This window comes from Thauera butanivorans, from assembly GCF_048398245.1.
Classification (GTDB): Bacteria; Pseudomonadota; Gammaproteobacteria; order Burkholderiales; family Rhodocyclaceae; genus Thauera; species Thauera butanivorans.
Window position 1 is genome coordinate 1,927,858 of sequence record NZ_CP183038.1, and the last position, 22,512, is coordinate 1,950,369.

A 22,512-nucleotide genomic window follows, 5' to 3' on the forward strand; every position below is an offset into this window, starting at 1 on the left:
GGCCCCGAAGTTTTTTCGGGGCCTTCGCCGTTTACCGCTTCAGCTTGGGTCAGGCAGCCTTGCGGGCAGTGTTGCGTGCATTCGTCGTCGGCGTGACGAAGGTTTCCAGCGTGGCAGCCGGCGTCAGCTTGGAGACTTCGTCGAACAGCGATTGCATCGAGTTGCTGACTTCGCTGATGTGGCGGGTGCTGATTTCGGCGATTTCCGACTGCGCGCGCAGGCAGATTTCATTCACGTTGCGCAGGTATTCGGTGGCCTGCTCGAAGTGTTCGTTGTTCACATTGATGCCGTTGGCGAAACGGTTGCGAAGTTCTTCGCCATCGAGCGGCAGGGTCTGGGTCGAAGCGTAGGCGCACAGCGAGCGGGCGGCCTCGACGTTGAGCGAAAGCAGTTGTTCCGAGGCATCGAGGACGATGTCGGCCAGCGACTGGAAAGTCTGCAGGTTGGAGTTGGCAGTTGCTGCGAACTTTTGTACGGACGGGTGGGTAGTCATCTTGGCTTCCTCGCAGGTGTGGGTATTGGGTTGCTTGAAGTCCTCGATGCTAATGTCAAAGGCAGGAGGGGGATATACCCCGTTCAGGGTGTTTGGATGTACCGGTAAACAGGTAGGCCGTGTAACGTCGCGTAAATACATCCCGGACACCCCGGATATCATTCGCTCACCTGGCAGATGCCGTTGCGGATGGCATAGCGGGTGAGCTCGGCGACACTGTGCAGATCGAGCTTTCGCATGATGTTGCGCCGGTGCACTTCGATGGTCGATGGCGCAATGTGAAGCCGCTCGGCGATGCGCACCGATGTGTGGCCTTCGGCGATCAGCTGCAGCACCTGGCGCTCGCGCGCGGTCAGCTGTGGCGCGCCGGTACGCGGTTCGGTGCCGGAGCGCAGTGCGCTGGCCACCGCACCGGCCACTTCGGGGCAGAGATAGGTGCGGCCGTGCCGGACGTTGTCGATGGCGCGCAGCAGGTCGTCGCTGGCTGCGGCCTTCGTCACGTAGCCCTGGGCGCCGGCATTGAGCAGGTCGATGACGAACTGCTGGTCGGAGTAGGCCGACAGCCCGATCACCCGGATGCCGGGATACAGCGCCAGCAGGCGGCGCGTGGCCTCGATCCCGTTCATGCCCGGCATGCCGATGTCGATGCAGACGATGTCCACCGGCTGTTCCGCAAGCAGGCGGAGCAGGGCTTCGCCGTCGGCGGCTTCGCCGACCACGGCCAGGCCGGGTTCCTTTTCCAGCAGCGCACGCAGGGCATGGCGGAACATCTGGTGGTCGTCCGCGAGCACGATGTTCAGTGGTTTCATGGCCTGCCTCTCGGGAAGCGATGTGCATGGGGTGCGAGCACGACCTCGATTTCGGTGCCGGCGCCGGGTGCGGAGCGCAGCGTGAAGCGGCCGCCGGCCAGCTCGGCGCGCTCCCGCATGGTGATGAGCCCCAGGCCGGGTGTGCTACCGTGCTGGCCGAGCAGTTCCGGATCGAAGCCGCAGCCGTCGTCGGCAATGCGCAGGGTGATGTCCTTGCCGCGGCGGCGCAGCTCGATCCGGATCCGGTTTGCGGATGCGTGCTTGGCGCAGTTGGTCAGGGCTTCCTGCGCGATGCGGAACAGCATGGCCTGCAATTCGGCAGGCAGGCCGCTCATGTCCTCGTCCAGTTCGAGCAGTACTCGGATGTCGCTGTGGCGGGAGACCAGGTTGGCATACTCACGGATCGCGGCGGCAAGGCCGGCATAGTCGAGCGTGGCCGGATGCAGGGTGGCACAGGTGTCGCGGATGCCGGCATCGGTGTCGGCGAGCAGAGCGGCCGCGTCGTCGAGCAAAGGCTCCAGTTCGCTGCACATCGTGTCCGGCAACGCATTGCGGAGGTTGGTGAAGATCAGCTTCAGCGCCGCGAGGTTGGGGCTCGCCCGGTCGTGCAGGGCGGCAGCCAGCTGGCGGCGTTCGCGCTCGCCGACTTCGAGCAGGCGGCGCGACAGTTCGGCGACGCGGGCGATCTGGCGCAGGCGTTCGGCTTCCAGCGCCTTGCGCTCGGTGATGTCCTGCACCGTGCCGTAGAGCATGAACACGCGGCCGTCGCCGTCGGCGACCGGCACGATTTCGGTGACGTAGTGTGCGGTCGTGCCGGAGGGCAGTTGCGCGGTCTGCTCGAGCGTGCAGCGCTCGCCCTTGTCGATCGCGTACCAGAAGGCGGTGCGGGTGAGTTCGAGCGATTCAGGGCTGAAGTAGGCCAGGGCTTCGTTGATGTCGGGCACGCCTTGTTCGATGGGGCGCTCGAACAGGCGGAAGAGCTCCGGTGACCAGCGCATGCGTCCGGTGTCCCGTTCCAGCGTCCAGTCGCCGACGCGGGCAAGTGTCTGGGTCGCTGCCAGGCGGCGTTCGATGTCCGCCAGGGCGGAAGTGAGATGGGCGTCCTGCGCAGCCATGATCATCTCCCCGACTCGAAAGCAAGCTGCCTGCCGGCATCCGGGCCGGTAGCATGTTGCGGTTGCCGAGCCTTGCCGGGTTGCTGCATACCATTGCCTGAATCGATCCCCGGCCACGCACGTCCGGCCCACTGTGGCATGGTCGCCTATTCTTCAGTGCATCGCCCTGCGCGTGGCGGGCGCAGCAGGAAGCGTGCTGGGTCGACAGCGTCGCAGAGGTTTCGTTCTGACGGCGGTTCGCCATCGATCAGGCTGGCCAGCAGTTCGGCGGCGAGCGTGGACCATGCCAGGCCGCGTGCGCCGTAGCCGGACAGCACCCAGGCATCGACCTGGCGAGGGACGCAAGGGCTGGTCGGCAGCAGCCTGTTCAAGGGCCATGTCAATGGGGGCCAGTCTCCCGCGGCGGCATCGAGGACGCCACTGCGTTCGCCGCCACTCTGGCGGCACGACGGGCGACGTCGAGGCGCCTGCGCAGCGCGGTCTCTGTCAGATCGAGTTCGGCGACCAGGCTGCGCAGCGATTCGTCGTTGATCCGGTGGGCGTGCCGTTCGGCGTAGAGCGCGTTGCGTTCGGCGTGCAGTGCCCGCAGCCGCAGCTCCTGTTCGACGACGTAGCGCTGGCGGCGCTGGAGGATCGCGTCGGGCGCCTCGGCCTGTGCCTCGGGCGTTGCCGCTGGGGTGTCGTCGTCGAGCAGGTCGATGCGCTTGCGGTATTCCTGGGTCAGGCGGCCGGCGGATTCCTGGTATTGCGCGAGCCATTGCGGGTCGGCGGTGTCGGCCTGGGTCTTGTCCAGCACCATGCTGGCGATTGCAGCCTGGCATGCGGCCAGCCGGGCCAGGCGTTCTTCCTGCATCGATGCCGGTTCGCCGCTTGGCGGCAGGCGCCGCAATACCAGCGGCAGGCCGATGCTGCCGATCAGCAGCGTGAGCAGGATGGTGCCAGTGGCGAGAAAGACCAGTTGATTGCGGCCGGGGAAGGGGCTGCCGTCGTTCAGCAGCAGCGGTACCGACAGCGCGCCGGCCAGCGTCACCGCGCCGCGGATGCCGGCCAGCGTGGTCGCCAGGGTCAGTAGCCGCGAAGGCTTTTCGGCCAGCTTGCCTTCGGCGTGCGCGCGGTCCAGGCTGGTGTGTACGCCGGTGCTGAGCCAGAGCCAGCGCATCAGCAGCAAGGCCAGCGAGATCGCCACGACCTGTCCGACCGGCACCCACCAATGCTCGCCCGCCTGCTCCAGCGCGGTGCCGATGATGGACGGAAGCTGCAGGCCGAGCAAAAGGAAGATGGCGCCGTTGAAGGCGGATTCCACCAAGGCCCAGGTGCCTTCGGTCTGCATCCGCTCGGTGATGAATTCGCTGCGGTTTAGGTCGGCGAAATTGGTCGTGATGCCGGCGGCCACCGCGGCCAGGATGCCCGACACGCCGATGCGCTCGCCGACGATGTAGGCGGCAAAGGGCAGCAGCACGAGCAGCAGCACCATCTGGGTGGCGGCGACGTCGCCGAGCTTGCGGGTCACGGTGTCGCGTGCCACGGCGAAACCCCAGCCGATCAGCGCGCCGGCGGCGAGCCCGCCCACGGCCATCCACAGAAACTCTTTCGCCGCCTCGTTCCACGAGAACAGTCCGGTGAGCGTGGCGGCGATGGCGAACTTGAGCGCGACCAGGCCGGATGCGTCGTTCAGCAGCGATTCGCCTTCGAGCACGTGCATCGTCTTCGGCGGCATGCCCAGGTTGCGCGTGATCGCCGACACGGCTACCGCGTCGGTGGGCGACACCACGGCGGCGAGCGCAAAGGCGACGGTCAGCGGCATCTCCGGAATCAGCCAGTGGATGAGATAGCCCAGGCCGAGCACGGTGAACAACACCAGGCCGAAGGCCAGTTTCAGGATCGGCTTGTAGAGCGAGAAGAACTCACGCTTCGGAATGCGCCAGCCGTCGGCGAACAGCAGCGGCGGGATGAACAGCAGCAGGAACAGCTCGGGGTCGAAGGCGATGTGCAGGCCTTGCTGGGGCCAGGCCAGCAGCGTACCGAGGCCGATCTGGATCAGCGGCAGCGGAATGGCACTCAGATAGCGGGCGGTGATGCCGGTCAGCGCGCCAAGCATCAGCACCAACAACACGGTCTCGACGGTATGCACGGATGTCCCTCGATATATTCACGCCCGGGGCCGCAGCAGGAAGCGGGCCGGATCGATGGCGTCGCACAGATTGCGCTCGAGTGGCAGGGGGTCGCCTTCGATTTGGCTGGCCAGCAGTTCGGCGGCGAGCGCCGACCATACCAGGCCGCGCGCGCCATAGCCCGACAGCACCCAGGCGCCGGGCTGGCGGGGTATGGCCGGCAATGGCGTGCCGTGATCCACCGGGCCCGGCATCGGCAGGGCGCCGACCATCGGCAGGCGGTCGGGCGAGGCAGGGCGGAAGCCGACGCGGCCGGCCACGTCGCCGGGCGACAGGCCGGCGGCGATGCCGGGCAGCATGCCGTCGAGCTTGGCGAGGTTCTCGGCGTGGTCGTCATCGCGCAGACCGGTGTCCTCGTCGTCCACCGAGAAAGTGGCGCCGGCACAGCGCAGGCCATCGACTTCGGGGCTGACGTAGCCGCCGCGGCAGACGACCAGGTGCGGCGGGCTGTCGGCCGCGGCGGGCAGAATCGATACCTGTCCGCGCGCGCTGACCACCGGCAGCAGGCCGGGCGGCAGCAGCTCGCGCACGCCGGTGCCGGCGGCAAGCACCATCACAGGGGCTTGGGCGATCGTGCCGCCCTCGGCGTCGATGGCCTGCCAAGTTTCTCCGTCGTGCTGCAGACGGGCGACGGCATGGCCGAAGTGGCCATGGATGTGATCGGCGTGATGCGCCAGGTTGGCGGCGCACAGGCTGGGTGGCTGTACCCAGCCGCTGTCGCCGAAATGCCAGCCGCCGATCGGCAGCGGCCAGCCCGCCAGTTCCGATGCCGCGGTCGTATCGACGCAGCGCAGGTGTTCGGCAGGCAGCGCGAGCCGTTCGACGACCTTGCTCATCTTCGTCGCCTGGGCGTCGTCGCGCGCCAGATGCAGCACGCCGCAGGCCTCGGCCTTGATTGCCTGGCCGTCGCGCCGCAGCCGGGCGATGTGGCGCCAGCCGTACAGCGTGCCGGCGCGGGTCAGCCGGCTCATCGGGTTGTCGTCGAGGCTGGGCAGCGGCCGCAGCACGCCTGCCAGGTTGCCGGAAGCGCCGGTCGCGGGAGCAGCGGCGGCATCGACCAGTTCGATGGTCCAGCCGCGTGCGGCGAGCCGTTCGGCCAGCGCGCAGCCGGCCAGGCCGGCGCCGATCACCAGCGCGTGGCGTGCGGGCGGAGGGCATGCGGCCGGGGAGGGCATGCTGCTAGCCGTGCTTGCGTGCTTCTGTTCGCGCAGCCGGCCGCGCAGCATCTGCCGCTTGCCGCCGAAGCCCGGCGCCTTTTCGACGTCGAAGCCGGCGTGGCGCAGATGCTCGCGCACCGTGCCGGCGACCGACCAGGTGGCCAGCGTCGCGCCCGGCGCGGCCAGGCGGGCGAGCAGGTGGCAGATCTTCGGCGACCAGAGTTCCGGGTTCCTGGCGGGCGAAAAGCCGTCGAGATAGAAGGCGTCGGCGCGCGCGGCAATCTGCGCCAGGCCGTCGCGGGCGTCGCCGAAACAAAGCGTCAGCGCTACCCGCTCGCCGTCCAGGTGCAGCCGGTGCAGACCGGCTGCCAGCACCGGCCATTGCGACAGCAGTTCGGCGCTGAGTTCAGCGAGCGTGGGCCAATCCTCGGGCCAGCCAGTGGACTGGCCCGACTGCAATCGCGCATGCAGCGTGGCGAGATCGTCGCGGCTGAAGGGGTGCAGCTCGCAGGAAACGAAATGCAACCGTCCGCAGCGCTGCGGATCGGCCCGCCAGGCCGCCCAGGTGGCGAGGAAGTTCAGGCCTGGGCCGAAGCCGGTCTCCAGCACGACGAAGCGGTCCCGCCCCCGCCAGCGCTGCGGCAGGTCGTTGCCGGCCAGGAAGACGTGGCGGGCCTGGCCGAAGCCGCCGTCGCTGGAGTGGTAGATGTCGTCGAAGGTGTCGGAGCGGGGTGTGCCGTCGTCGGCAAAGGCGAGACGTGCCGGGATGATGGGCATCGGTGTTCAGTGTGCAGCGGATTGACCAGGCAGCATGCGTCTGGCGATGCTGACCACGACCAGGACCAGTGCGCCGACGATGATGCCGAACACGCCGTCGAGCAGGCTGGGCAGCAACGCACCGGTGATTCCGCCGATGCCGGCGGTGAGCGTTTCGATGAGGTGATGCACCGGCGGCAGGCCATGAGTGAGGATGCCGCCGCCGACCAGAAACATCGCCACCGTGCCGATCACCGACAGCGCACGCAACAGCCAGGGCGCGGCCCACAGGATGGCCTTGCCCACCGCACTCACCAGCGCATTGGCGCGCTGGCTGAGATAGAGTCCGGCGTCGTCGAGCTTGACGATGCCGGCGACCACGCCATACACGCCGATGGTCATCATGATGGCGATGCTGATCAGCACCGCGATCTGGGTGCCGAAAGGCATGCCGCCGACCACGCCGAGGGCGATGACGATGATTTCGGCCGACAGGATGAAATCGGTACGTATCGCGCCCTTGATCTTGTCCTTCTCGAAGGCGACGAGATCGACCTCCGGGTCGATCCGTGCCCTGACTGCTTCGGCGTGGCGTTCGTCTTCTTCCTTGCCATGCAGGAACTTGTGCGCCAGTTTTTCGAAGCCCTCGAAGCACAGGAAGGCGCCGCCCAGCATCAGCAGCGGCGCGATCAGCCACGGGACGAAGGCGCTGATCGCCAGCGCCGCCGGCACCAGGATGGCCTTGTTCAGTAGCGAGCCCTTGGCGACCGCCCATACCACCGGCAGTTCGCGGTCGGCGCGCACGCCGGTGACCTGCTGGGCGTTCAGCGCGAGGTCGTCGCCGAGCACGCCTGCGGTTTTCTTGGTCGCCACCTTGGTCATCGTGGCGACGTCGTCGAGCATGCTGGCGATGTCGTCCAGCAGCATGAACAGGCTGGTTCCGGCCATGGCGGTCTTGCCTCGCGGCCTTATTCCGGCCGCATCTGCGACGCCGTGATTAGGCGTGCAAGATGTTGAAAAATAACGGTATATCTCATATTCATTATAAAAAGTACCCCCATAAGTACCCCCGTGCCAGAGATTCCTGCAGCGCTCAAGTGCAGCACCGGGGCGACTTTACACAAAAACGTAAGCGCTCAGCCAGCAGAGCCTTCCCGAAGTGCTGCTTCCGCGGCCTGGGCGTGAGTGGTTCAACGCCGGTGGCCAGGTGCGCACAGCCCGTCGAAGGAGCTGCGCATGTCGCCCTGGTCGCCCGCGCGCCTCCCGAGTGAAGGCGAGAAGGGCCGTTCGGGGTGAGGACGGACGGGAGAAGAGCGCAGCCCAGGGAGCGAATACGCAAAAACGGGCCGATTTATCGGGGCTCGGGGGGCGGGGAGGTACGAAAAAACGCTCGAAACCGTGGAAAACGCAAATGACATTATGAAAGTCCAGGGTTGGCGTGGGTTGTAGCCTGATTTGTTTTCCACCCGTGGATACACGATGGATCCACGGGTTTTCGTGGGGTTTTTTAAGTTCAATTAAATCAATAGCTTAAATTTGCGCCGATCCACGGTTTCAGTTTTTTGAGGTGCTCGAAACCGTGGATACATTCAGTTACAGGAATTGTAAATCGTGGATGGCCGTGGATGGTTTTTCTATGCTTTTGTTCTCTGTATACCTCTCTATCTCTTTGTTTACAGGGAAAAGAGAGAGAGAGATAAAGAGAAAGAGCGAAAAAGGCATCCACAGCCATCCACGGAAAAAAAACGATTCCGTGGATGAAACCGTGGATGGAAAAACCGCCGTTTAGGGCCTAGGTATAGGGTTTTTGGGATGCTATTTGCGTTTTCCACGGTTTCGAGGCCTTTTTTTCTCTGTGACCCACCGGCGGAAGGGTGCTGAGCGGCGGCCGATGCTGGGGCGGCTGGCCAGCGGAGGAGGGCGCGAAGCTGCGGGCGCGGCGAAGCGGTGGTCGCCCGGTCGAACGGCTCCCCGCGCCGCCGTCGAGACGGCGTGTGGCGTAGCGCGTGCCGAAAGGCCAGGTCGCGGCGCCCACTCTTCCGCCCTGTCAGTGACGATGCGGGAGCTGTGCCAAGGCTTGGAACTTACAGCCCGGCGGAGGTCGTTTGTGATAGAATCGCGCGCGAGTTGCGCGGCAGGCGCAGGCGTGCGGCACGTCGTTGATGATCCGTGCGGCCACGATCACCGCGTGCGAAGGCGGTGCGGCTGAAGGGTGGCAGAGTTGCGCGCCGGGGGCGTTCGGCAAGCGGTACGGGCCGCGTCTGGGCGGCCTGCATCAGGGCGATGTGAGGGGCGGCGGCGCCTGGTACGGACAAGATGTCCGGACCAGCTCCTAGGGAATCAGGAATGCGCGTCGGCTATGGATCGCCGCGGCGTCGGGGAGAAGCGGGAGGTTTGGGCTGCCTGGCTGTTACGCGAGGTTGATGCCGGCCGCGCGCAGCGTACTTGCACGCCAGCCCATCGTGCGGCTGGATAGTGCCACGTCAGGCTGTGGCAGCTTGCCCGACTTGAGCCACCGCCTGATCGTTTCGGAAGACACCCCGATGGTTTCCTTCAGATCCGAGCGCCAGATGACAGGGTCGAGGGGCTGGTTTTTCATGAACGATCGAGATCCGGTGTTGCGTATAGCCCGTGCTTTTCGAGGCGTGGCAGGCTGATGGCTGTCAGGTGCGCGGTTCTGGTTCCTCTGATGGTCCGTTCGATATCGTCCCGCAGGACGACGCCACTTTCCATGAGTTGGTTTTTGAAGACGCGTCCCTTCTTCACTGGAAGGGCCTCGAACTTGCTGCGCAGGTGAAGTGCCGTCGACAGGTGGTGAATCACAAGATTCGGGCGGAGCAGCAGGGCAACATGCGGCTTTCCGTCTTCGTCATCGATGCTGTCCCAGAGGTACGGGTGTCTGAAATTCTTCGCCTCGATCTCGGCGAGAAAGATTTCCATGATCCAGACCCATGGCTGGCGGCGCCCGTCTGTTTCACGCAGGTGTGCATTCATCTCGCCCACCAGGTCGCCCACGAAGCTGCCGTGGCCGATCTTGATCCCGGCGAACTCGCAGAGCAGATCCCACGCCGTGAGGATGGCGGCGTAGTTCTCAATCGTCCGGCTGGCGGTGGGGTCCTTTGGGTCGGTCTGGCTCTGTTCCTTGCAGTCGTCGATACGCTGGGTGTGCATCTGGCGGATGCGCGCCGGCTCGATCTTCTCCAGGAACTGCAGCCACTGCCAGACGGGGAACTGCGGCAGATCGAGGGGCAGCTTCGTGCCTTGCTTCTCCACCGTCAGGGTGGTGATGCATATTTTCGACTGCAGCGAGGTGAAGTCGACTTCTTCGCCGGCCAGAAGCACAGGAGCGCACATCAGGTAGGGCGTGAGGCTGGAGCCGACACGGGTGAACTCGAAACGGTAGGTGCTCTGCAGTAGTGCGTCAGCCTCCGACAGCACGGCCTGCGGCTGTTTGCTGAGTTCGTCCCAGCCGACCGGGTGACTGGTGTAGCTCACCGAGGCCCGCCGGCGGTGATCCGTCTTCAGCATCTGGCCAGAAAGCATCTGGAAGCCGAGCGTGGTCTGCATGGCCTCCGTCAGCAGCGATTTGCCGGCGCCCTTGTTGGCCTCCATCTGGAAGTGCGGATAGAAGCCGATGACGCACTTCAGGTGCGCCCCGAGCGCCCACACCAGCGGGATCAGCGCTGCGCTCTGCTTGAAGGTCGCCTGATAGGCGTCGATCACCGCCTGCGCGTCCTGCGCCGTTCCGCGTGGGAAAACCATGTTGTGGTAGAGACACTGCTTGACCGGCTCTTGGAAGTAGCAGTCGCGCCCTTCCAGCGCGGCCAACGCGCCGCCGCGCCAGGCCAGGCCGACGAAGTTGACGGCCTCGCGGGCGCCGATGTCCGCGGTGCGCTCCAGCATGTTCAGCATGCGGTGATACTGCTGCGGCTTGTAGATGGCGCCGAACACATCGCGGTGCTCCTCCAGGCGGTATAGCGTTTTGTCGGCCAGCACGTGCCGCACGAGGGTGGGGCCGTGGCGCGGCACCTGGGCGCTGATGGCGAAGACGGTTTCCGGCTGGGTGTCGGCCGATCCGTTGATGGTGGCGATGTGCCCCTGAATCCGCAGGCGCGACAAGCTGGCCACCCGAAATGAGCAGACATCCCCGAGTGTTTCCCGGCGCTTGCCATCGTCGTCTTCCTTGAAGTCGACCACGTATTGGGTGAAGTCGTCGAGGGTGCGAAAGCGCCAGTACACCTTGAAGTCTTGCTCGGGCAGGAAAACCCGCCGCCGGCCAGCCAGCGAGCCCGGTTCGCCACCGCCGGGCATGCCGGGGATCAGCCAGTGGTCGAGCTTGCGCAGGCGGCGCCAGAGTTCTTCGGGGCCTTGTGCCTGCAGCACGTCGTTGATGTCCTCGCCCTCTTCCCAGTCCTGCATATCGACCAGCCTTGCGGCGATGTCGGCCGAGGTCAGCCGGTCGAGCAGCCGCCACGCGGCATCGAGGCCAGGGCGCCGGTTGGTACGTTCGTTCACCGGATCGGCGTGGTCGAGCGCGATGATCACCCGCTTGCCCTTGAGGAAGGCGATGTCGATCTTGTCGGCGTTGCCGGTGCCACGCAGCGCCAGCACGGCGGTGCCGGCGGGCAGAGGGCAGCACTCGATCGACAGGGCGTTGATCGGGCTCTCGACCACGTACACGGTGTGCGCCTTCGCCAGGCGCTGCAGATCGCTCGTCCAGGGATGGCCATCCTTCTGCCCTTGGCACTGCGTCTTCACGTTGCCATTGAGCGCCGGATCGGCATAGCGCATATCGACGGCCACGATGGCGCGGTCGGCCAGGGAGCGGACCACGAACACGGCGGCCGGTCCGCCGTGGCCAAATTCGCCGGGGGGTGCCTTGTCGTTGGTCCAGGTGTTCCAGCCGACGGTGCGCTGCCGGATCGCCGCGCGCACCACAGCCTCGTCAATCCTGCGGCTGGCGAGGTAGGCCACGGCCGGTTCCGGCTCGGCGAGTGCGCGATCGGCGATGAACTCCGGGATGCTGCGCTGCTGGGGCTTGGTGGCCGGTTTCTGGAGAGCTGCAATTCCGTACCACTCGGCGAGCTGCCGGGCGGCTTCTCCGGCGGGGCCCACCTCGGGCCGGACGTACATCACCAGGTCGATGCAACTGCCGGCCTCACCGGTGGAGTGGTCCTTCCAGCCCCATTGCCCATTCTTCTGAAAGATCGACAGGGAGGGGTTCTTGTCCGGATGGTGCGGGCTGCGGTAGTTGCCCTTGCCGCCCTCGCGTTCCAGTCCGAGGCGTCCGGCCAGGTCGTGCAGATCTACCGCATCCTTCACCCGCTCGAACAGGTCAGCGCTGGCGGCCTTCGGCAGTGCGGCCGTCATCACCAGTCCTCCGAGTAGGGCTCGAACCGGTAAGGCTGCTGGGCATGTTCGAGCGCGGCAGCGGCGTGGTAGCGCAAGTCGTCGAGCAGGCCCAGCCGCAGGGCCTTGGCGAACTGCTTGCCGGCCTTCGTGCCCATCAAGCGGGTCGTGTACTCGAACATGGGCAGCAGTACGTCGGCCACGCCGCGGGCGTATGACCAGCTCGGGTCCGGCCCGCGCTCCGGATTCCACGGGGCGTCATCGTTGTTCATGTCGACGACGGCTTGCAGCAGCCAGGTCGCCAGTTCGCGCCCGCCGCGGTAGGCGCTTTCGTGCCGGCCTAGTGCCGTGTCGTGGGGGAAGCGGCGAGCAGTCGCCTGCGCCAGCTTCTCCGCGGCCGACTGCGGCCGGCGGCGCTGGCGGTCGGCGGGGTGAAGTGACTTCATGGATTGGCTCCGCATTACGCCACCTCTCCAGATGTGGTTGCGCCGTCGGCATGCCGGAGGTCGGGGAGGTGCTTGCCAAGCTCGTTCCCAACCTCTTTCAGCCGCTCGATATGGGGTTCGATCAGGCATGCCACGTAGTCAGCCCGTATCTGCTGGTCTTCGAGTTCCATCAGCATCACGGACAGGGCTTCCAGGGCTGTTGTGGTCTGGACAAGGCGGCTGTGATTCTTCCGGTGCGGGTTGATGATCGAGGTGCGGTGATCGAAGTCGCGCGCGACACGGAGGCCGTTCGTTCTTGCGGTGTTCTGGCTCATTGGGCTGTCTCCGGTTCGTCATTGGTGTTGAGCGGCTGGGTCTGCAGAAAGTCAAGGAACATGCGCATGACGTTGTTTTCCGCTGCCCCGTGCTGGCTGGTGAGGGTCTGTGCGAGCAGTGAGGCAAGGGTGTTCTGAAAGTGGAACTGGTGTTCGCGCATGGCGAAGAGGGCGCTTTTGAGTTCGTCGATGCTGGCGTCCGGAACGGAGTTGGGGAACCGCTGCGCCATCTCTTTGATGAACTGCAGCAGCGCGGCCATTGTGAGCAGGTCGTGCGCGCTGCCGTGCATCGCGCACTTGAGGAACTCCACCTTGCTTTCGGGGTGCATGGCGTTGCGAGGCATTTACGTACCCTCCGGAGGGTTGGACGAGGACCAGATCGGCGTAGCGTTGAGGTGATCGATCAGCTCGGCGGTTGCCAGCGCCATGAGGGCGTATTGCTGCCGCCAGGCCACTGCGGCATCAAGCAAACGGTCGAGACTGTCTGTGCGGGCCGTGCGGCGATCGAGGAAGGCCGCGGTGCGGACGCTCTTCAGCACTGCGATCTGCTCGTCCAGGTCGACGTAAGTGTCTTCCAGTGCGGCAAGCACTACCTTCAGCAGTACGGCCGGATGGGTTTCGGTGCTCATCATTCACCCCTCGCAATGACAAGCGCTTCTTCGATCGCTTCTTCGAGCGTGGCGAAGCAGCCCCAACTGCTCGAACGGTTCCAGGCGCTGCCGTCGAGGCAGCGGACGACATAGCAGGTGCCGGAAGGCCATACGGCCATCCATTGCTTCAGGGTTTTGGCCCAGTACGCCCGGGCCGCTTCGGCGTCTTCGTCGGTGAGGCCGGCGTAGAAGGCATCGCGCTCTTGAACCGTGCAGGTGAGGACGTAGGGGCGGTGCCAGAACTTGGCATGCGAGGGCGGGCGGTCTTCGTTGGCGGTGGCGTCGAAGCCCTCGGGCAGGTGAGGGTTGATCGGCACGCCGTTGATGATCCGTTCGGCAACGATCACGCCTTGCGGCGTGGAAAGACGGGTTTCGGCGGCCATGCTCAGGCCCTCCTGCCGAAGCTCAGACGGTAGGCGAGCACCGGACGGGCAACGCGGCGCAAGGTGCGGTAGAGGATGAAGCGGATGGCGGTATTCATGCTTCACCTCTTTCGGACTCGGAATGCTCGATTACGGCGCTCAAGGAGACCAGGCCGGCAAGGTCGTCGAGGATCATGAACGCCAGGTCGGCACGGCCCCGGTACATGCCACGGCTGTAGGTGTCGCGGGCGTTGGCCGCCTTGTCGAACTCGGCTTGCGAGTCGTCGTACAGCGATTGATAGAAGGCCCCGAGGACCTTCAGACGGGATTGAATGCGGGTGAGGGTGGGCGAGAGGGGCGCGTGATCGCGCGTGCCCGATGCGGCAATGCGCATGGCTGCTACTCCTGAGTTTGCGGTATGAACCCCGCGCCCCGCTTCCAAACGGGGGGCAGGCGCGTGCGGGGTTGGAAGACCGGAACTCAGGAACCGGCGAGCCTTGCGGCTCCCCCGCACGGCCCGCCATTGATCAGGCGTAGCAATGCGTGTCGGACGAAAAAAATCCGCCAGGGCGGCGGAACGTCCGCCTGAGTTGTTCGGGCTTCCAAACCCGTTCACCTCTGTTTCGGTGACGGGTGGAGCATAGGCTGAAATGCTGCCGATTGGCAAGCGAAAATGTATTCCATGGGCTACAATGGGCGCATGGAGTATCAGATCAAACGCACGGCCCGTTACGCGGCCTGGTTCGACAAGCTCAAGGATCGTGGGGCGCGCGCTCGCATCGCCATGCGGGTCGATCGGCTGGCGCACGGCAATCCGGGGCAGCACCGCGTGCTGACGGGCGGCGTGGTCGAGCTGAAGATCGACGTGGGCCCAGGCTACCGGGTGTATTACACCCACGTCGGCAAGGTGGTGGTGCTCCTGCTGCTGGGCGGCGACAAGAGCACCCAGACCGATGACATCAAGGCGGCGCTGGAGATGGCGCAGCAACTGGAGTAAGCCATGAACAAGCAGATCAGCCCTGAAGCCCGCGATGCGCTCGGCATCGAAGCCTACGACGTGGCCGACTACCTGAAGACGCCGGAAGACTGCGCGGCCTACCTCGATGCGTGGCTGAGCGAGGCGCCCGATGACGTGGCCGGCATTGCGCGTGCCCTGGGCGACATCGCGCGCGCCAGGGGAATGAGCCAGGTGGCCCGTGACGCCGGGCTGAGCCGGGAGAGCCTTTACAAGGCGCTTTCCGGTAAAGGGAATCCGGAGTTCGGCACCGTGCTGAAGGTGGTGCGTGCGCTCGGAATGGAGTTGCACGTGGGGCCGGCGCACGTCTGATCGGTGCCGGCCGGCGCTGTTGGCAGAGGAATGACATTCCCCCGCAACTTGCCCCATGGCAGGCTGAGTTCTACGATTCGTCATGATTGGCTGGTGATGCAGCTATTCTATTTTGTCGGGCGCCTTCGGGCGCCTGTTCTTTTTCTGGGGCTGGGAGTGCGCTAGGGGGCGTCTCGGCTGTTCATGCGATACTGAATCTTTTTCACTCGTTCTTGGCGTTCCATCTCCCGTGCCTGGCGCTCCAGCCGGGCCATCCTTTCCCGTGTCTCCTGACTCGGTGGGGGCTCAGAGGCGGGTTTCCTTTCCAGAATGGCGGCTATTTCGGGAATCGGGCGCGATGATGGCGATATGGTTTGAACGGCTTCCACCATCACCTTGAATGAGTGCCCGCATACCAGGTTGTCGCACCGGTAATAGGCCTCCTTCAGCAGTGGAGAAAGCGTTTCACTGGTGCGCATGCGTGAAACGCTGCCGCAGTGCGGGCATCTGAAGATCATGCGTCCCCTATCTCCATTGGCGATGTTGTTCAAATGCCCCTGGTAATCCTCGAGAGAGAGGAACCGGGGCGCGTCCAGGTCGATGCCGTACCAGCGTTCGCACATGTTGCCCCCTATGTGATGAGATCAGCAGTCGGTCAAATACGCGTCCTGCCGACCGGCGCCGCTGGAGAAGCGCAGAAGCCCCGGCGGCAATCCGCGCGTCAGCGTGAGGACGCCGCCGAACTCGCCGCGGCAGGCGGTATTCGAGCACTTGAAGGCGGCGCTGATCGTGCCTTGGGGATCGGCATTGGTTTCCGAGAGGTGCGATGGGCTGCCACATGAGGGGCAGTGGACGGTGAGTGTGTTCATGCTTTTTCCATGGTGATGGGAGAAGAATCCAATTCGCGGATGAGCTTCATTCGTTGACCCGGTGAGAGTGGTTTGAAGCTGCCGAGGCTTGTTGCCTTCAGAACCGCGTCGAGATCGTCCGGAAGTTCAGCGGGTGGGTCGGTAAATCCGATCATGGATGAAACGGTATCGAGCAGATCGGATTTCACCATCTCTTTCTCATCACCCTGGTAAGCAAGCACACGGTGATTGAAGGGGTCGGCATTCTCAAGCTTCAGCCGGATGTCGAAAACCACCTTCAAGCGAGTAAAGATTTCTTCGATGACCTCAACAAGAAGGCATTGAGCGAACGTTTCCAAAAGGATTTTCCGGAGTTCGACCACTCTTTGTGCAGGGCCGCTCATCTGGATGAGGGTGCGTTTGATGTCAGCATCGGTCTCTGCGGCGATCAATGCATAGTCTTCGCTCAGTTCGATCGCCCCGCGTTGTTCGGCTGCCTTCTGCTGCATCTTGCGGTTGGGTTTGCCGGCCGTCTCGCGCAATAGATCCCGTAATTCGTCGCGATGCTGCCGGGCCTCTTCTTCGGCGGCAGCGGATGCGGCGCGAAGAGAGCCGCGGTTCTCTTCCAGGTTCGTCAGCAATTTGCGCTGTTGATCGAATTCGGCATATTCCGTTTGCAGTCGAGTAACGATTTCATCGATCTTGGCTTGGTGTTCTGGCGTTTTGAGCATCGGGGATTTCCAATGAACTGAATGGATGGATGGTGGGGGGGGCGAGTCGGGGCGGTTGTCAATCATCGTCCGCCAGGCGTGAGCGGGCGCGGGCCTCCAGCTCCCGTTTGTGGCGTTCGAGTTCATCGCGGAACAGCGCGCGCAGGGCTCTTTCGTCCGTTCCTGCACTTGCGTTGATGTTGATGGTGTAGTTGACGTGCATCGGCGCGGCCGTGCCGCTGGCCCTTGTGGAGACGGGTGGGCGGTTGTCGAAGCTGATGCCCATTTCTGCGGGCGAGGCGAAGGCCACGCCGGCACTGGCCAGGCCGATGGAGCCGGCCGCGGTCAGGCGGGCGGCTGTTTGCGTGATCGCGGACAGCGGACGGCCCTGCGCCTGCAGGATGCCCTGCGCGAGACCGGCCATCGTGTGAGCCCCCAGCTCGGCCCAGACGCGGCTTGGCGAGCGGATTTCCTGATCGCTGCGGAACCAGCCGGTGAGGTTGGCGCCGATGTCTTTCACGGCGGCTTGCACGGCGTTCCATTTCGACCTGATGCCCTCGGTCAGCCCGTCGATCAGCATGCCGCCAAAGCCGGTGAAGGTCGCGGGCAGCTCAGTGCCGAACCAGTTCAGCACGCCGGCGAAGGCGCGCCAGAACAGCCCGAGCGGGCTCCAGTTGATGATCAGCGCGCTGATGTCGGCGATGCCGCCGCTGAATGCCGCCTTGACGGACGCCCACTTCGAAGCGAACCATGCAGTGATCGGGGTCCAGTAGCGATAGATGAGATAGACGGCGCCGCCGATGGCGGTGACGGCGAGCCCGATGGGATTGGCGAGGAACAGCCGGCCCAGCCAGAGCAGCCCGCTTCCGATTGCCGGAAGGGCGGTTCTTGCGAGCGCCAGCAGCTTGGCGGCCAGGCCGCCGCTCATGATGTTCGCCACGGCGAAGCTGTAGCGCACCAGGGCGAAGGGGCCGGCGATTGCGGCCAGCCCGAGCAGAGCAGCACCAAGGCCGGCAGTGAGCAGGCCGATCGCACCGACCGTCTTCATGATGCCGCTGGTCAGTGCCGGGTGTTCGACGGCGAACTGTCGGGCCGCACTCGCCACGTCTCCCAGCCACGTGGTGAGCGCTTTGAGTTCGGGGGCGATGGATTCGCCGACAGCGACCATGAAATTACTGAAGGTGCCGGTTGCCGCCTCCCACAGATTTTTCAGGGTGCCGAGCTGGGCGTTGACACGGTCCTGGATGGCCGCCTGGTCGGCCATCTTCTGCAGCATTTCCTCGTAGCCGCTCTTTCCCTTCTCGATCAGCAGGGAGACGATCTGGGTCACCTCGGCGTCATCGCCGTAGATGTCCTTGATGAGCGCAAGGCGGTTTTCGGTGTTCAGGCTCTTGAGTTGTCCCAACTGCTGGAACATCTGGTCCAGCCCGCCGAATTCTCCCTTTCCGTCCGTGAAGTCGAGCTTGAGATCGATCCCCTTGGACAGTTTCAGACCGTCGGTCAGGATCTTCAGATATTCGGTGCTCATGCTGCGTTGAAGAACCTTCCGCAGCGCGTTCCCGGATGCCTCGCCCCGCATGCCGGACTGGTCGGCCATCGCGACGATCGGGGCGAGTGCCTTCGCGCCGGCAAGCCCTTTCATCCGGATGGTGTCCAGGGCCGGCGCCAGCTTGGCGAAGGCGTTGAGCATGTTGCCCTTGTCGACGCCGACGTAGAAGGATCGCTGGATGACATCCATCAGCGCCATCATGTCGCCCTCGGCCGTGCGCGTGGCGTCCTGCAACTTCGAAGCAAACTCGGCGGCCTCTTCAGAGGACATTTTGAGCTGCACGCCAAGATAGGCGGTTGCTTCGCCAAGGCCGCCAAGAATGGCCTTCGGCGCCATGCCTTGACGGATGAGCATCGTCATCATGTTCTGGAAGTCGGCCGTGGTGCCGGGCAGCTTGTCGCCCAACTGTATCGCCAGTTCATTGATGCGCATGTACTCGGCGGCGACCTGGCCACCGGTCTTCATCATCGCAACGCGCAATTGCGTCGCGGCGTCTTCGGCCTCGGAGTAGGCACGGATCGGGACCGACATCGCGCCGCCGATGGCCGCGCCGGTGGCGCCAAGGCGCAGCCCGGTGCCTGCCATCGCATCGCGGGCGGCCATGGCCTTGGCGTAGCGGCTGCTGGCGACGCCGACTGCTTCGAGGGTTTTGCGCTGCCGTTGAAGGGCATCGGTCGCGGCGGCCGTCTTGTCCTTCAGTTCGGATTCGTACGCGCCAAGCCTGGCGATGTTGACACCGGCTTCGCGCAGCTTCTGTGCATGAGGGGCGAGCGCCTTGCGCTGATCCTGCAGCCGCTGGGTCAGGTCGCGCACTGCTTCATTTGCCTTCGTGAAGTCCCGCCGGAACTTGTCGGCGTCGCCGCCTCCGGCTCGAAGCTTCGCTTTCATTTCCCGCAGGTGTTGCTGCGCGGCGTTCAGGCGTTCGGACGTGCCCTGCAAGCCGCTTTGCAGTTCTTTGAACGTCCCGATGTCGCGCTGCTGGCGCTGCAGATTCCGCAATTCATCGGAGGCGGCCTTAGCTGCCCGCGCCGCGGCGGAACTGCTGCCGACGATATTCTTCAGTGGCCCGGAGGCCCGGTCGATCGCCTTGAGGATGACTTCAAGCCGCAATTCCCTGTTGCTCACAGTGCGGATACTCCCGGTTGGCCGGCGGCGTCAGTGCGTAGCCGGCATGCGTTGTCAGGAGGTGGTTTCAGCCTGCGCGGGGGCAGGTGCGGCGGCGTCGCGAGGCTTCGGCGTAAGGAAGGCGGCTACGACCAGCCCGAGCTGCAGGAGATCGGCCGGATCCATGCGGAGCACATCGGGCCGTGTAAGCGTCGGCGTGCTGATGCGCGGGAGGAGGGTCGCTTGCGTTTCAACATCGATTTGCAGCATCGCAGCAAGTGAGATGCCGATAAGTTCGCCCGCATTGGGCTTGCGCAGGGTGATCTCGGTGAGGGTCTGATTTCCACGCTGCAGCGGGGTGTCCAGTTGGATGGTGATGTCGCGATTCATGATTGATCCTGGTGAATGTGAAATACGAGAAGGAGAAGCCGCAGGGGTTGTCGTTCAGGCCTTTCGTGCGCCGACACGCTCACACATCCAGTTCAGAACTTCAGACTCCAGCCAAGCCACCCGATTACCCCCCAGCGCCACCGGCGTGGGGAAGCGCCTCTCGGAGACGTATTTATAAATGGTGGTTTTGCCAAGCCCGATCATGGCCGACACCTCTCCGACGCGAATGAACCGCTCCCGCGGCGCCTGCTTCTGGCGGCGGGCGGTGCCGCATCCCGGAGGAATGGTTTTATCAAGGCTCTCGGGCATCGGGGGTTTCTCCTTTTCGGTTCGTACCGGCCCGCTGTATGCGAACCGGCAAGCCCATGGTAAAGAGGCGCCGAAAGGGGCGGCATTCCGGGGTGCTGTGAGGAAGCACCTCACAGCACGACGAAGACGACAGGCGAGAAAATAGGGGCCTGAAGCCATCGAGTCGTGGCGAAACGGGCCAGGTGAAGAAGGCCGCGCGCGCCTGCCTGTCGCCCCCCCGACCATCGAGCACCATCATGGTGCGCCAGCCCAGCCCCCCGTCCCGACACCCGGCGCGCGCACCCCCCGCCACGCCTGCGCGCTTTTCAAATAGCGGAAAATGACGCGCCGCAGTCCAGGATCGAGTCCATGGCCGCCAAGGGCTGAGAAAGCGGCCGTGGGCTTTGCGTGCGATGCGGAATGATTCAAGCCTCGGGGGGCTTGGCCGATCCGCTTGCTGCCTGGAAATGGTGCGGTTATGGGAGGTTTGTTGCTGTTGGGGCCGGTTCCGCGAACTGGGACGGACTACGCCGGAATGTGGATTCTTCACGATCTCCGCCCGTGCTCATGCTTGAGTGTTCAAGTCGGAGAGGTGGCGGCGGATCGCACCCACATTCCAGCGCGGAGACATCGGCCCAACCTTGACGGGAGCGATGAGGCCGCCGGCACGTACATCGCGCCAGATGGAAGAAATGGAGCGGCCGAGCAGGGTGGCCACGACCTTGACGTCGACGTGAGCGCTATCGGGAAGGGTGTCGAACTCTGCGAGAGCAGTAGGGAAGGGGTGTGATGCCATGCGGTGATCTCCGTTGATATGGAGTGCGCCGGGGTGGCGCGGCATGGCGAATCATGTTTTCCGAATAACCCGTCAGGCAAAAGGTATTGGATAACAGGTTCTTGGGGTTACCTGTCGGGCAGCGGCGCTTTACCTGATGGGAAAATATGTGCTGCTTGGTTATCTTGATCGCCTGTCTAGGCTGAAGTGCTCGGCAAGGATTGCCCCAAAGACAGAAGCTTCGCGAGCAGAGCACTCGAACTCCTGCTGAAGCCACGGACGCACATCGGCGTCGAGCTTTGGCTTACTGTTCCCGTACTTCCCCGGGAAAGCTATTAGCGCAGCCTCAAGCTTTGCGTAGGTCGGCCCGTTGAACATACGCCCTTGAGCCATAGGTGCCTGCACTAAGCGTGCGTCGCGCTCCCGCTGGATCAAATCCCGCATCTTCAGGGCGTCATTTATGATCTCCCTGGGGTCAAGCCGACCATCACGCTCTTCCTGAATGGACTGGAAAAGCTTCTCTATGTCATGCGCCATATGGGCTCCGTGAATCGTTGGTTTCCGTAATCAGTGGCAGTACGCGGGCTTCGGCTGTGAGCATGTCCAGGTAGTCTGCCCAGCACTGGAGCATCCGGCGCCGTTCTTCCAGGTAGGCGGCGCGGTTGTAGGCCGCACGCACCTGGTTGGGCTCGCGGTGCGAGAGCTGGCGCTCCACCGCATCCGGATTGAAGCCGGCCTCGTTGAGGATGGTTGAGGCCGTTGCGCGAAAGCCGTGCGTCACCACATTGCCGTGCTCGGTGTTCTTGCCGCCGTAGCCCATCCGCTCCAGCGCCTTGAGCAGCGTTGCTTCACTCATGTGCGAACGAGGTTTGTGATGGTTGGGGAAGACGTAGGAACCGGCCTGCGGGTGGGCCTGTAGCTGCAACAGGGCGTCCAGCACCTGCGCCGGCAGCGGAACGACATGAGGCGGCGTGATGTGCTTCAGGGTGGTCTTGATCTTCCGGTTCTGCGCGGGGATGGTCCAGATTCCGTTCTGCAGGTCGACGTGATCCCACTCGGCGCGAACCGTCTCGCCGATCCGTGTGAAGCAGGTGATGACAACGAGAAACAACGCTCGGGTGTGTGGTGTGAGCGAGCGGTTATCGCGGAGCGCCACCAGAAAAGCCGGTAGTTCGTCCAGGCGGAGGGCTGGGCGGGGCTTCGAGATCTTCACCTTCAGGGCGTCGGTCAACTCCGCTGCGGGGTTGTGGCGGGCCCGGCCGGTAGCGACAGCCAGCCGAAAGATTGCTTCGGCGCGTTCTCGCAGGCGCTTGGCCGTGTCGAGCTTGCCGGCACGCTCGACCTTGCGGAGCACGTCGAGCAGCGCCATCGGTTCGATCTCTGCAATCGGCCGCGTGCCGAGATCGGGGAACAGGTAGATCTCCAAGGTCCGCAGCACGCTCGCCGCATGGCGTGGCGCCCACTCGGCGGCGCGCGCCTGGTGCCATTCGAGCGCGATGGCCTTGAAGCTCGACTCGGCAGCGACACGGGCGGCCACCCGGTCTGATCGCCGCTTCTCCGAGGGGTCTATTCCTTCATCGAGCAACCGCCGGGCGGCGTCGCGCCGGGCGCGGGCGTCCTTCAGCGAGATTTCCGGGAAGACACCGAGGGCGAGCAGCTTTTCCTTGCCGGCGAAGCGGTACTTCAGCCGCCAGTACCGGGCGCCCTTGGGTGTGATCAGGAGGTAGAGCCCGCCACCGTCGGCGAGCTTGATGTTCTTGCCCTGATCGCTGGGCTTGGCTTTGGTGATGACGACGTTTGTCAGTGGCATGGGCAGTCGTGTTCCCGCGATTTATGACGCTGTAGATACCCCCAAATATACCCCCAGATTGACGCGGCCGGGGACGAACTTTGCCGAACTGTGCCGAACAACAAAAAACC

The 22,512-nt window shown here is 64.4% G+C and carries 26 protein-coding genes; 2 read left to right on the forward strand and 24 right to left on the reverse strand.

Translation table 11 applies throughout. The features are described from left to right. Positions 1-49: 49 nt before the first annotated feature. The 15 genes from ACNQFN_RS09280 to ACNQFN_RS09350 all read right to left on the reverse strand — a co-directional run bounded on the left by ACNQFN_RS09280 (position 50) and on the right by ACNQFN_RS09350 (position 14,016). Positions 50-493, reverse strand: coding sequence for a phasin family protein (locus ACNQFN_RS09280; protein WP_068638328.1), 444 nt, complete (start codon positions 491-493; stop codon positions 50-52). A gap of 158 nt (positions 494-651) precedes the next feature. Then, positions 652-1,302, reverse strand: coding sequence for a response regulator (locus ACNQFN_RS09285; RefSeq protein ID WP_068638326.1), 651 nt, complete (start codon positions 1,300-1,302; stop codon positions 652-654). Then, a complete protein-coding gene (locus ACNQFN_RS09290; protein ID WP_068638379.1) occupies positions 1,299-2,417 on the reverse strand; it encodes a PAS domain-containing sensor histidine kinase in 1,119 nt (372 codons plus the stop codon). Before ACNQFN_RS09290 ends, ACNQFN_RS09285 begins: the two co-directional genes overlap by 4 nt. 146 nt (positions 2,418-2,563) lie before the next feature. Beyond that, positions 2,564-2,788: a hypothetical protein gene (locus tag ACNQFN_RS09295; RefSeq protein ID WP_068638324.1), complete on the reverse strand. Its 225-nt coding sequence runs from the start codon at positions 2,786-2,788 to the stop codon at positions 2,564-2,566. 8 nt (positions 2,789-2,796) lie between these two features. Then, entirely contained in the window at positions 2,797-4,548 is a 1,752-nt protein-coding gene (locus tag ACNQFN_RS09300; protein ID WP_418648638.1) for a Na+/H+ antiporter, read from the reverse strand. 18 nt (positions 4,549-4,566) lie between these two features. Further along, complete coding sequence (gene mnmC, locus ACNQFN_RS09305; protein WP_068638320.1) at positions 4,567-6,522, reverse strand: bifunctional tRNA (5-methylaminomethyl-2-thiouridine)(34)-methyltransferase MnmD/FAD-dependent 5-carboxymethylaminomethyl-2-thiouridine(34) oxidoreductase MnmC; 1,956 nt, start codon at positions 6,520-6,522, stop codon at positions 4,567-4,569. A 6-nt stretch (positions 6,523-6,528) separates the two neighbouring features. Next, a complete protein-coding gene (locus ACNQFN_RS09310; protein WP_068638318.1) occupies positions 6,529-7,449 on the reverse strand; it encodes a DUF808 domain-containing protein in 921 nt (306 codons plus the stop codon). Positions 7,450-8,911: 1,462 nt separating this feature from the next. Further along, positions 8,912-9,100, reverse strand: coding sequence for a helix-turn-helix transcriptional regulator (locus ACNQFN_RS09315; RefSeq protein ID WP_418648639.1), 189 nt, complete (start codon positions 9,098-9,100; stop codon positions 8,912-8,914). Then, positions 9,097-11,871, reverse strand: a complete 2,775-nt coding sequence (locus ACNQFN_RS09320) for a toprim domain-containing protein (protein WP_418648640.1) — start codon at positions 11,869-11,871, stop codon at positions 9,097-9,099. Before ACNQFN_RS09320 ends, ACNQFN_RS09315 begins: the two co-directional genes overlap by 4 nt. Continuing rightward, positions 11,871-12,296: a hypothetical protein gene (locus tag ACNQFN_RS09325; protein WP_418648641.1), complete on the reverse strand. Its 426-nt coding sequence runs from the start codon at positions 12,294-12,296 to the stop codon at positions 11,871-11,873. The genes ACNQFN_RS09320 and ACNQFN_RS09325 overlap by 1 nt, the downstream gene beginning before the upstream one ends. Positions 12,297-12,310: 14 nt before the next feature. Then, positions 12,311-12,610 carry a hypothetical protein gene (locus ACNQFN_RS09330; RefSeq protein ID WP_418648642.1) on the reverse strand — a complete coding sequence of 100 codons (300 nt, stop codon included), beginning with the start codon at positions 12,608-12,610 and terminating at the stop codon, positions 12,311-12,313. After that, complete coding sequence (locus ACNQFN_RS09335; protein WP_418648643.1) at positions 12,607-12,954, reverse strand: hypothetical protein; 348 nt, start codon at positions 12,952-12,954, stop codon at positions 12,607-12,609. Before ACNQFN_RS09335 ends, ACNQFN_RS09330 begins: the two co-directional genes overlap by 4 nt. Then, positions 12,955-13,242, reverse strand: coding sequence for a hypothetical protein (locus ACNQFN_RS09340; RefSeq protein ID WP_418648644.1), 288 nt, complete (start codon positions 13,240-13,242; stop codon positions 12,955-12,957). Next, complete coding sequence (locus tag ACNQFN_RS09345) at positions 13,239-13,643, reverse strand: hypothetical protein (protein ID WP_418648645.1); 405 nt, start codon at positions 13,641-13,643, stop codon at positions 13,239-13,241. Before ACNQFN_RS09345 ends, ACNQFN_RS09340 begins: the two co-directional genes overlap by 4 nt. A 94-nt stretch (positions 13,644-13,737) precedes the next feature. Then, complete coding sequence (locus ACNQFN_RS09350) at positions 13,738-14,016, reverse strand: hypothetical protein (protein ID WP_418648646.1); 279 nt, start codon at positions 14,014-14,016, stop codon at positions 13,738-13,740. Between the two features lie 288 nt (positions 14,017-14,304). On the opposite strand from ACNQFN_RS09350, the gene ACNQFN_RS09355 reads away from it, so the two are divergent. Both ACNQFN_RS09355 and ACNQFN_RS09360 read left to right on the forward strand, forming a co-directional pair. Next, a complete protein-coding gene (locus ACNQFN_RS09355) occupies positions 14,305-14,619 on the forward strand; it encodes a type II toxin-antitoxin system RelE/ParE family toxin (protein ID WP_418648647.1) in 315 nt (104 codons plus the stop codon). A gap of 3 nt (positions 14,620-14,622) precedes the next feature. Then, positions 14,623-14,949, forward strand: a complete 327-nt coding sequence (locus tag ACNQFN_RS09360; protein ID WP_418648648.1) for an addiction module antidote protein — start codon at positions 14,623-14,625, stop codon at positions 14,947-14,949. A 161-nt stretch (positions 14,950-15,110) separates the two neighbouring features. Here ACNQFN_RS09360 and ACNQFN_RS09365 read toward each other — a convergent pair whose 3' ends face one another. The 9 genes from ACNQFN_RS09365 to ACNQFN_RS09405 form a co-directional block, all read right to left on the reverse strand. Further along, positions 15,111-15,551 carry an ogr/Delta-like zinc finger family protein gene (locus ACNQFN_RS09365; RefSeq protein WP_418648649.1) on the reverse strand — a complete coding sequence of 147 codons (441 nt, stop codon included), beginning with the start codon at positions 15,549-15,551 and terminating at the stop codon, positions 15,111-15,113. A 21-nt stretch (positions 15,552-15,572) separates the two neighbouring features. Beyond that, positions 15,573-15,797, reverse strand: a complete 225-nt coding sequence (locus ACNQFN_RS09370) for a hypothetical protein (protein WP_418648650.1) — start codon at positions 15,795-15,797, stop codon at positions 15,573-15,575. Next, a complete protein-coding gene (locus ACNQFN_RS09375) occupies positions 15,794-16,507 on the reverse strand; it encodes a hypothetical protein (RefSeq protein WP_418648651.1) in 714 nt (237 codons plus the stop codon). Before ACNQFN_RS09375 ends, ACNQFN_RS09370 begins: the two co-directional genes overlap by 4 nt. Positions 16,508-16,565: 58 nt before the next feature. Continuing rightward, positions 16,566-19,160, reverse strand: a complete 2,595-nt coding sequence (locus tag ACNQFN_RS09380) for a phage tail tape measure protein (protein ID WP_418648652.1) — start codon at positions 19,158-19,160, stop codon at positions 16,566-16,568. 54 nt (positions 19,161-19,214) lie between these two features. Continuing rightward, entirely contained in the window at positions 19,215-19,529 is a 315-nt protein-coding gene (locus ACNQFN_RS09385; protein WP_418648653.1) for a phage tail assembly protein, read from the reverse strand. 54 nt (positions 19,530-19,583) lie between these two features. After that, entirely contained in the window at positions 19,584-19,838 is a 255-nt protein-coding gene (locus tag ACNQFN_RS09390) for a helix-turn-helix transcriptional regulator (protein ID WP_418648654.1), read from the reverse strand. A gap of 544 nt (positions 19,839-20,382) precedes the next feature. Beyond that, a complete protein-coding gene (locus tag ACNQFN_RS09395; RefSeq protein ID WP_418648655.1) occupies positions 20,383-20,613 on the reverse strand; it encodes a helix-turn-helix transcriptional regulator in 231 nt (76 codons plus the stop codon). 159 nt (positions 20,614-20,772) lie between these two features. Further along, entirely contained in the window at positions 20,773-21,129 is a 357-nt protein-coding gene (locus ACNQFN_RS09400; protein WP_418648656.1) for a hypothetical protein, read from the reverse strand. Further along, complete coding sequence (locus ACNQFN_RS09405; protein ID WP_418648657.1) at positions 21,119-22,402, reverse strand: tyrosine-type recombinase/integrase; 1,284 nt, start codon at positions 22,400-22,402, stop codon at positions 21,119-21,121. Before ACNQFN_RS09405 ends, ACNQFN_RS09400 begins: the two co-directional genes overlap by 11 nt. Positions 22,403-22,512: the final 110 nt, after the last annotated feature.

Bases quoted from the DNA above. Each gene is read 5' to 3' on its own strand.
- ACNQFN_RS09370 (WP_418648650.1), bottom strand. From the start codon at position 15,797: ATGAACACACTCACCGTCCACTGCCCCTCATGTGGCAGCCCATCGCAC.
- ACNQFN_RS09350 (WP_418648646.1), bottom strand. From the start codon at position 14,016: ATGCGCATTGCCGCATCGGGCACGCGCGATCACGCGCCCCTCTCGCCC.
- ACNQFN_RS09385 (WP_418648653.1), bottom strand. From the start codon at position 19,529: ATGAATCGCGACATCACCATCCAACTGGACACCCCGCTGCAGCGTGGA.
- ACNQFN_RS09290 (WP_068638379.1), bottom strand. From the start codon at position 2,417: ATGGCTGCGCAGGACGCCCATCTCACTTCCGCCCTGGCGGACATCGAA.
- ACNQFN_RS09390 (WP_418648654.1), bottom strand. From the start codon at position 19,838: ATGCCCGAGAGCCTTGATAAAACCATTCCTCCGGGATGCGGCACCGCC.
- ACNQFN_RS09400 (WP_418648656.1), bottom strand. From the start codon at position 21,129: ATGGCGCATGACATAGAGAAGCTTTTCCAGTCCATTCAGGAAGAGCGT.
- ACNQFN_RS09280 (WP_068638328.1), bottom strand. From the start codon at position 493: ATGACTACCCACCCGTCCGTACAAAAGTTCGCAGCAACTGCCAACTCC.
- ACNQFN_RS09405 (WP_418648657.1), bottom strand. From the start codon at position 22,402: ATGCCACTGACAAACGTCGTCATCACCAAAGCCAAGCCCAGCGATCAG.
- ACNQFN_RS09310 (WP_068638318.1), bottom strand. From the start codon at position 7,449: ATGGCCGGAACCAGCCTGTTCATGCTGCTGGACGACATCGCCAGCATG.
- ACNQFN_RS09315 (WP_418648639.1), bottom strand. From the start codon at position 9,100: ATGAAAAACCAGCCCCTCGACCCTGTCATCTGGCGCTCGGATCTGAAG.
- mnmC (WP_068638320.1), bottom strand. From the start codon at position 6,522: ATGCCCATCATCCCGGCACGTCTCGCCTTTGCCGACGACGGCACACCC.
- ACNQFN_RS09285 (WP_068638326.1), bottom strand. From the start codon at position 1,302: ATGAAACCACTGAACATCGTGCTCGCGGACGACCACCAGATGTTCCGC.
- ACNQFN_RS09375 (WP_418648651.1), bottom strand. From the start codon at position 16,507: ATGCTCAAAACGCCAGAACACCAAGCCAAGATCGATGAAATCGTTACT.
- ACNQFN_RS09365 (WP_418648649.1), bottom strand. From the start codon at position 15,551: ATGTGCGAACGCTGGTACGGCATCGACCTGGACGCGCCCCGGTTCCTC.
- ACNQFN_RS09355 (WP_418648647.1), top strand. From the start codon at position 14,305: ATGGGCTACAATGGGCGCATGGAGTATCAGATCAAACGCACGGCCCGT.
- ACNQFN_RS09325 (WP_418648641.1), bottom strand. From the start codon at position 12,296: ATGAAGTCACTTCACCCCGCCGACCGCCAGCGCCGCCGGCCGCAGTCG.
- ACNQFN_RS09340 (WP_418648644.1), bottom strand. From the start codon at position 13,242: ATGATGAGCACCGAAACCCATCCGGCCGTACTGCTGAAGGTAGTGCTT.
- ACNQFN_RS09335 (WP_418648643.1), bottom strand. From the start codon at position 12,954: ATGCCTCGCAACGCCATGCACCCCGAAAGCAAGGTGGAGTTCCTCAAG.
- ACNQFN_RS09345 (WP_418648645.1), bottom strand. From the start codon at position 13,643: ATGGCCGCCGAAACCCGTCTTTCCACGCCGCAAGGCGTGATCGTTGCC.
- ACNQFN_RS09330 (WP_418648642.1), bottom strand. From the start codon at position 12,610: ATGAGCCAGAACACCGCAAGAACGAACGGCCTCCGTGTCGCGCGCGAC.
- ACNQFN_RS09320 (WP_418648640.1), bottom strand. From the start codon at position 11,871: ATGACGGCCGCACTGCCGAAGGCCGCCAGCGCTGACCTGTTCGAGCGG.
- ACNQFN_RS09395 (WP_418648655.1), bottom strand. From the start codon at position 20,613: ATGGCATCACACCCCTTCCCTACTGCTCTCGCAGAGTTCGACACCCTT.
- ACNQFN_RS09360 (WP_418648648.1), top strand. From the start codon at position 14,623: ATGAACAAGCAGATCAGCCCTGAAGCCCGCGATGCGCTCGGCATCGAA.